We start from the raw sequence: 6959 nt of genomic DNA on the forward strand, positions 1-6959 counted from the left end.
CCCTGGACGGCTCCCTGGGAGCAGTGGAGGAACCGCTGCCGGACACGCCCTCCGCACGATGCTTGATTCGCGAATCACCCTTGCTAGGGTTGATTCACACTCCAGAATTGCCGCGTCGCAGCAACGCAGGCGTTGCCATCGTGCGGCCCAGAGGGTCTAGAGGTTCCATGAACCCCATCATCACCGGCCTGCTGCTGGCAGGCGCAGTCTCACTCTTCGTCATCACGATGTCCGGCCGCGTGGGCGTGCTGCTCGCGATGAAGAAGGAGAACCGGCTGGACCACATCCCCTACCGCGTGGCGCAGCTGGTGCGCTTCGGGTTGGGCCAGAAGCGCATGGTGGATCCGGAGGAGTTCACGCCGGGCCTGTTCCACATCTTCATCTACGCGGCGTTCATGGTGCTGGCGGTGCGCACCATCATGCTGTTCGTGATGGGCTTTTCGTCCACCGCGCTGGACGTGCTCACGGACCTGTCCCACCCGGCGTGGGATGCCGCTCCGCCGCTCCTGGGCCTCTACAAGGTCTACCTGCTGGTGAAGGACATCGTGGCGGCGCTCGCGCTGGCGGGCGTGGCCTACTTCGTGTGGACGCGCTGGAAGGTGAAGCCGGACCGCATGTCCCAGTCCTGGGAGGCCTACCTCATCCTGGGCTTCATCGCGGGCCTGATGATCACCGAGTTCATGTTCGGTGGCAGCCACATGGTGGCCGCGCACGCCGCCGCGCAGCAGGTGCCCATGGGCGCCACGCAGGTGCCGGCGGCCCCGGCCGCGATGGTCTGGTGGGAGCCCATCACCAGCCTCACGGGCCTGGCCATGATGCCCCTGGGCGCCACCGCGGCGCACGTGCTGGGCGTGGCGGGCTTCTTCATCCACCTGACCATCATCCTGGCGTTCCTGAACTTCCTGCCGCTGGGCAAGCACTTCCACATCATCACGGGCCTGCCCAACGTCTTCTTCCAGCGCACGCACTCCACCGGCAAGCTGTCCACGCCCAACCTGGAGAAGGAGGAGTTCGGCACCGCCACGGTGAAGGACCTCACCTGGAAGAACGGCCTGGACCTGTACTCCTGTACCGAGTGCGGCCGGTGCCAGACGCACTGTCCCACGTACATCACGGGCAAGCCGCTCACGCACAAGGGCGTGAACCAGGACCTCAAGCACTGGATCTGGGAGAACGAGCGCTGGGTGGAGGAGGGCTACGGCCCCCACGGCGCGAAGGAGCCCCTGCCTGAGATTGTCGGCAGCGCGCTGAAGGCGGAGACGGTGTGGGCGTGCACGAGCTGCGGCTGGTGCGAGCAGGCCTGCCCGGTGTTCATCGAGAACGTCCCGCGCCTCATCGACATGCGCCGCTACCAGGTGCAGGTGAAGGCGGAGTTCCCGCCCGAAATCCAGCGCGTGTTCGAGGGCATGGAGCGCCAGGGCAACCCCTGGGGCCTGGGCCAGGACCGGCGCGACGAGTGGGCGGAGGACCTGGCGCTGCCCACCTGGGGTGACGGCGGCGAGTACGAGTACCTCTTCTTCGTGGGCTGCGCGGGCAGCTACGACGACAAGCAGAAGAAGGTGAGCCGCGCGCTGGTGAAGATCATGCGCGAGGCGGGCGTGTCCTTCGCGACGCTGTCCAAGCAGGAGATGTGCAACGGCGACTCCGCGCGCCGCATGGGCAACGAGTACCTGTACCAGACGCTGGCCAAGACGAACGTCGAGTCCTGGAACGCGATGGGCGTGAAGGCGGTCATCACGCAGTGCCCGCACTGCTTCAACACCATCAAGAACGAGTACCCGGAGTTCGGTGGCGAGTACCGCGTCATCAACCACACGCAGCTCATCAACGAGCTGCTCAAGGACAAGCGCATCAAGCTGTCCTCGGTGATGAACGCCGGAACGAAGCTGACCTACCACGACCCCTGCTACCTGGGCCGGCACAACGGCGTGTACGACGCGCCCCGCGAAGTGCTCAACGCCATCCCGGGCCTGGAAGTGGTGGAGATGCAGCGCAGCAAGCGCGAGGGCTTCTGCTGCGGCGCCGGTGGCGGCCGGATGTGGATGGAAGAGCACATCGGCACGCGCATCAACCACAACCGCATGAACGAGGCGGCCCTCACGCTCAAGCACGCGGAAGACCCGAACACGCCCTTCCCCGACGCCGCGGACAAGAAGAAGCCGGGCATGGTGGGCGACTACAAGGAGCCGGGCGGCAAGGGCATCGTCGCGGTGGCCTGCCCGTTCTGCTCCACGATGCTCAACGACGCGAAGAACGACACCGCCCGTGAGCAGATTCAAATCAAGGACATCACCGAGCTGGTCGCTGACTCCATGGAGGTCAGCAACAAGGGCGGCACCGTGAGCCCCAGCCCCGTGGTGAACGCCAAGCCGGAGTAGCGCAAGGTCCGGCCTTCCGGCTGTGACGAGGGCCCGGTGGCTCCCCGAAATGGGAGCGGCCGGGCCCTTCGCTTTTGCTACTTGCGGCCCTTGGGAGCGTTGCCCTCGGACCGCAGCACGCGCTCCAGGCGCTTGGTGGCCCCGGCATCGCCCAGCTTGCCCGCGACGTAGGCGCCCGCGGAGGCGAGCTTGCGGCGGAAGTCGTCGGGCGAGACCTCGGACGCGCGCGAGGGACGCGCGGGGATCTCATCAATGCCCTGGTTCTTGAGCAGCGTGCGCGCCATGTCCTTCTCATCCGGGGTCGCGTGCGGGGACAAGAGCGCGCAGACGTTGACGTGGCCGTACGCGGCGGCGGCGACGAAGGGCGTCTCGCCCACGTTGTCCGGCAGCGTGGGGTCCGCGCCGGCCTCCAGCAGCACGCGCACCAGGTCATCCTGGCCCGAGCGCGCGGCCACCATCAGCGGCGTGCGCCCCTCGTCGTCGTAGGGGTTGGGGTCCGCGCCCGCGTCGAGCTGGGCGCTCAGGGCGGCGCGGTCACCCGCGGCGACGGCATCGAACAGGGACACGGTGCGTACCTCCGGCAGGACGCGAGGGAGCATGGCGTTTCGGAGGACGCGACGCCAGGGAGGGCCCCCGCGCCAGCCCTACGGCGGGGCACGGAGGGGATTGCCGTTTCGCGTCGCCGGGAGCCCGCTTAGGGCGGGGTGGTAGGCTTCGCGGGAAGGCCTCCCGTCCCTGCATCCCGAGCTCGCCATGCACTCCCTCAACGTGATCCTGTTCACGGTGTTCTTCGTGTTGGCCCCTCTGGGCGTGATGGTGCTGCTGGTGCGCCAGCACCGGCTCACCCTGGCGCTGCGGGAGCGTGGACGGCTGGCCCGGGGCAAGGTGGTCCACATCCGCGAAAGCTGGATGAAGAGGAACGTCTTCGTCGTGGAGTACGTCTTCCGCCCGCCGGGGAGGCCGGAGATCCGCGGCGAGTACAAGGTCCACAAGGACATGCTGCCGTCCCAGTCCGTGTTCGAGGGCATTCCCGTGGAGGTCCGCTACCTGCCGGAAGACCCCCACCGGCACCAATGCGCGGAGGCGGAGGTCGAGCGGCACACCGTCATGGCTGGCATCTTCGGCCTGGTGGTCCTCATGGCCGTGGCCTTCGCCAGGGTGTTCTACGCGCCCTGAAGGGGCCCAGCGGGCCTTACCGTTTCGCATCGCCGGCAGCTCGCTTAAGGGGGTGGCAGGAGGCACGGCGTGGCTCTCTTCGCGGCGCGGGTGATGGGCGCGACGTTCGTGGTGCTGGGGGTGTCCATGCTGGTGATGACCTGGGGGTCGTACCGGCGGGACATGGGCATCCTGCGCGAGGGGCTGCACGCGGAAGGAACGGTGGTGAAGAAGGAGTTCCTGGCGGCCTCGGACGACAGCGACTTCATCCTCGTCTACGCCTTCACGCCCCAGGGGGGCGAGCGCCAGCAGCACCGGCGGAACATCTCCAAGGCGCTGTGGACGCGGCTGCGCCCCGGGGACCGCATCCAGGTGCAGTACGGCCAGAGCGACCCGCGCCGCAGCTTCCCGGAGGGCCACGGGGTGATGTCGCTGGGGCTCGCCGTCTTCTTCACCGTCGTGCTGGTGTTCCTCACCCTCATCGGAGGGGTGGCGCTGCTGGCGAAGGCAGCGCCGGTTGCCCCGGAGTCCCCAACCCCGTCATCCTGAGGCGGCCATGCCCCTGAACGCGATCCTGATCCTGATGTTCTTCATCGGGGTGCCCCTGGTGATGATGGTGCAGATGTGGCGCCAGTATCAGTTCACCCAGCGGCTGCAGGAGCACGGCCTGCACGCGCGGGGCAAGGTGCTCCGCGTCCGCACGAGCTGGCTGAACAGCAAGTACCGCATCGTGGAGTACGTCTTCTTCCTGCCGGACGGTTCGGAGATCGCTGGCGAGTACAAGGAACAACGCAGCCTGTTCCGGTCCCACGGCTCATCCGCGGGCGATCTGCTGGAGGTCCTCTACCTGCCGGACAACCCCCACCTGCACCAGCGCGTGGGCGCGGAGATGGGGCTGCTCGCCACCCTGACCGGCATCTTCGGAATGGTGGTGTTCACGGCCCTGGCCATCATCTTCATCTTGAACGCGCCCGCGAAGCAGGCTCCGCAGACCCGGGGGCCCCCGCCTTCGAACAAGCTGCGGAACTACGACGAGGCCTCGCACTCGAGGCCGCCCGCCACCCGGCCGCAACGGCAGCTGGGCGCGTACTAGTTGGGCCCGTAGAAGGGCTCGTTCGCGGCGGGCACCGCGAGCGAGACGGAGCTGGCCGTGGAGGACACCGGCGCGCGGTAGATGCTGGGGTCACCGCCGGAGTCGTTGAAGAGGAAGCCCAGCTCCGTGCTGCTCACCCAGCTGGGGAAGCTCTCCTGCACGGTGCTCGCGGTGTAGTCCGTCAGCCGCCGCAGCGTTCCGCTGATGCTCTGGGCCGTCACGTTGCCCACGAAGATGCGCGTGCTGCCCGACGACAGCCGTCCATCCAGGGCAATCTGCCGCCCGTCCGGCGACACCACCGCGCGGTTCGCGATGGCCAGCACCTCGTTGCCCAGCGACACGTTGTTGATGGCTCCGGTGTTCACCTGCACGAAGGCCAGCTGGTTGAACTGGAAGGCGCTGGTGCCCGCGGGCGCCACCACCGTGTTCCCGTTGGGGAAGAAGGACGGCGCGCCGTACGCGATGGTGTTGCCGGGCGTCAGGTCCACGAAGCCGCTGCCATCCGCCGCGATGCGCCCCAGCGCGCTCTGCGACCCCGAGCCCCGGTCGAACGCGAACACGATGGTGCGCCCGTCCGGGCTGAAGGTGGGCCCACGGAAGTTGGTGCAGTTGCCGCACGCCGCGTCGTTGCTGCTCAGCAGCGTGGCCACCGGACCGCCCGAGGTGGGCACCGTCTGGATGGACGACGTGCTGCCCGAGCGCTGCACGAACACGATGCTGTTGCCGTTCCTGGAGATGGAGGGCGTGTACGCGCCGCCCGCCGTCGTCAGCCGCTGCGGGCTGTTGGGGTCGCCGTCGTCGTCCACCACGTAGACGTTCCGGTCTTCGCGCACGAAGGCGAAGCCCCGGTCGAAGAGGACGTCACCCGTGGTGCCGCCACCGCCAAAGTCCGTGGGCTCGCACGCCCCCAACAACCCCACCGCCACCACACCGCCGAGCCATCGCCGCATGCCCATCATCACTGTGTCTCCCGCCGTGCCGGCCCTGTCCCACACGCGCTTCGCGCCCGAACACTACAGGCCGCGCCGGACAGGACGTCAACGCGCACGCAGGCATTCACGCGCACCCGTGTCCGGGAGCGCGCACGCGCCTTTTTCAGCGGCTGAGGCGGTTGAGCTCGTTGCGGCAGACGTTGCAGGGGCCCAGCGACTTGCGGTCGATGTCCTGCGGGAACTGCGGGAGGAACATCACGCAGCGCGAGTCCTCGCAGTACGACAGGCCGATGAGGTGCCCGGCCTGGTGCACCGCCTCCACCTGCACGCGGCGGCGGAGCGTCTCCCCCTCCGCGCCCTGGCGCAGCCGGTACAGGCTCATCACCGCGACCTTGGACTCCCGGTCCGCCTGACCGAACACGAAGGGCGAGTCCGGTTCGAAGAGGTCCGCGTCCGTCACGCCCATCACCAGGTCCTGCGGCGACTCATCCAGCACCGTCCCCAACCGGCGCATGATGGCGTTGCAGTGGTACTGGCTCCGGTCCTTGTTGAAGGCGTAGGCCGGCGACGACAACGCCATCCGGCTCAAGACCGCGCTGACGCCCAGATGGGTCGCCAACGGATCCTGCAAGGCGTTCACGAGCGCGGACGGTGGACTGCCCACGGTGACCAGCAGGAGCGTCTTCTGCGGCATCAGCCCACCGCCTTTGCTTCCGGACGGACGACGTTACCGCGTCCCCCCGGAGCGGAGTGGCTGGGGCGCAAGGATTCGAACCTTGATAATCAGAGTCAAAGTCTGACGTCCTGCCATTAGACGACGCCCCAGCAGGTTCGCACGCGTACTCGTGGGCCGATACTACGGCACTTTGACGGGCGCGGGAACCCACTCTGACGCTGGCCCCCCTGTCCGTGGAGTGCGGGGGGTGGATCACCCGGCCGGGCTGTCATCCACCCGACAGGCGCCCCCCTCCCCTTCCAGGCCCTCAGCCCTTGAGCACGGCCAGGGGCGTGAGCCGGACGCGGGGCGTCACGAGGTCCGCCTCGTCCTCCAGCACCTCGGTGAGGTCCCGGTAGGCGGCGGGCGCCTCCTCCACCAGGGCGTGCGTCCGGCCCGGGTCGAACACCACGCGGCGCAGGGCGTGGACCAGGGCGTCCGGGCGGATGCGGGCCCGGGCCTCCTTGCGGGTGAGCACCCGGCCCGCGCCGTGGGAGCAGGAGCGGAAGGCCCGGGCTTGCGCCAGCCCTTCCACGACGTAGGAGGCCGTGCCCATGGAGCCGGGGATGAGCCCCCGGGCCCCCACGTCCAGCCCCACCGCGCCCTTGCGGTGGACCCAGAGCACGCGGCCGAAGTGCGTCTCGGAGGCGACGTGGTTGTGGTGCACCTGTCTCTTATAAACATCT

General features: G+C 68.5%; 8 protein-coding genes and 1 tRNA gene. 4 read left to right on the top strand and 5 right to left on the bottom strand.

Translation table 11 applies throughout. From position 1 onward, the window contains the following. Positions 1-167: 167 nt before the first annotated feature. Entirely contained in the window at positions 168-2378 is a 2211-nt protein-coding gene (locus D7X55_RS32655) for a (Fe-S)-binding protein (RefSeq protein ID WP_121725106.1), read from the top strand. Positions 2379-2455: 77 nt separating this feature from the next. Here the strand turns inward: D7X55_RS32655 and D7X55_RS32660 are convergent, their stop codons facing one another. After that, positions 2456-2944 carry an ankyrin repeat domain-containing protein gene (locus D7X55_RS32660; protein WP_199747263.1) on the bottom strand — a complete coding sequence of 163 codons (489 nt, stop codon included), beginning with the start codon at positions 2942-2944 and terminating at the stop codon, positions 2456-2458. Positions 2945-3131: 187 nt separating this feature from the next. On the opposite strand from D7X55_RS32660, the gene D7X55_RS32665 reads away from it, so the two are divergent. The 3 genes from D7X55_RS32665 (at position 3132) to D7X55_RS32675 (ending at position 4626) form a co-directional block, all read left to right on the top strand. Next, a complete protein-coding gene (locus tag D7X55_RS32665; protein WP_121725107.1) occupies positions 3132-3554 on the top strand; it encodes a DUF3592 domain-containing protein in 423 nt (140 codons plus the stop codon). A 69-nt stretch (positions 3555-3623) separates the two neighbouring features. Then, complete coding sequence (locus D7X55_RS32670) at positions 3624-4082, top strand: DUF3592 domain-containing protein (RefSeq protein WP_120552051.1); 459 nt, start codon at positions 3624-3626, stop codon at positions 4080-4082. A 7-nt stretch (positions 4083-4089) separates the two neighbouring features. Next, positions 4090-4626 carry a DUF3592 domain-containing protein gene (locus tag D7X55_RS32675; protein WP_121725108.1) on the top strand — a complete coding sequence of 179 codons (537 nt, stop codon included), beginning with the start codon at positions 4090-4092 and terminating at the stop codon, positions 4624-4626. On the opposite strand, the gene D7X55_RS32680 is transcribed toward D7X55_RS32675, so the two are convergent. The 4 genes from D7X55_RS32680 to D7X55_RS32695 all read right to left on the bottom strand — a co-directional run. Next, the gene (locus D7X55_RS32680; protein ID WP_306437757.1) at positions 4623-5576 is read right to left on the bottom strand and encodes a hypothetical protein; all 954 of its coding nucleotides are present in this window, start codon (positions 5574-5576) and stop codon (positions 4623-4625) included. The two genes, D7X55_RS32675 and D7X55_RS32680, sit on opposite strands and share 4 nt — an antisense overlap. A 145-nt stretch (positions 5577-5721) precedes the next feature. Continuing rightward, positions 5722-6252 carry a non-proteolytic archaemetzincin-like protein gene (locus D7X55_RS32685; RefSeq protein WP_120552048.1) on the bottom strand — a complete coding sequence of 177 codons (531 nt, stop codon included), beginning with the start codon at positions 6250-6252 and terminating at the stop codon, positions 5722-5724. A gap of 57 nt (positions 6253-6309) precedes the next feature. Beyond that, a tRNA-Gln gene (locus tag D7X55_RS32690) sits at positions 6310-6383 on the bottom strand. Between the two features lie 158 nt (positions 6384-6541). Next, a partial coding sequence (locus tag D7X55_RS32695) for an RtcB family protein (protein WP_147470290.1) occupies positions 6542-6959 on the bottom strand: 418 nt, incomplete at its 5' end.

Origin of the sequence: Corallococcus sp. AB049A, from assembly GCF_003668885.1 — a bacterium.
GTDB lineage: Bacteria > Myxococcota > Myxococcia > Myxococcales > Myxococcaceae > Corallococcus > Corallococcus interemptor.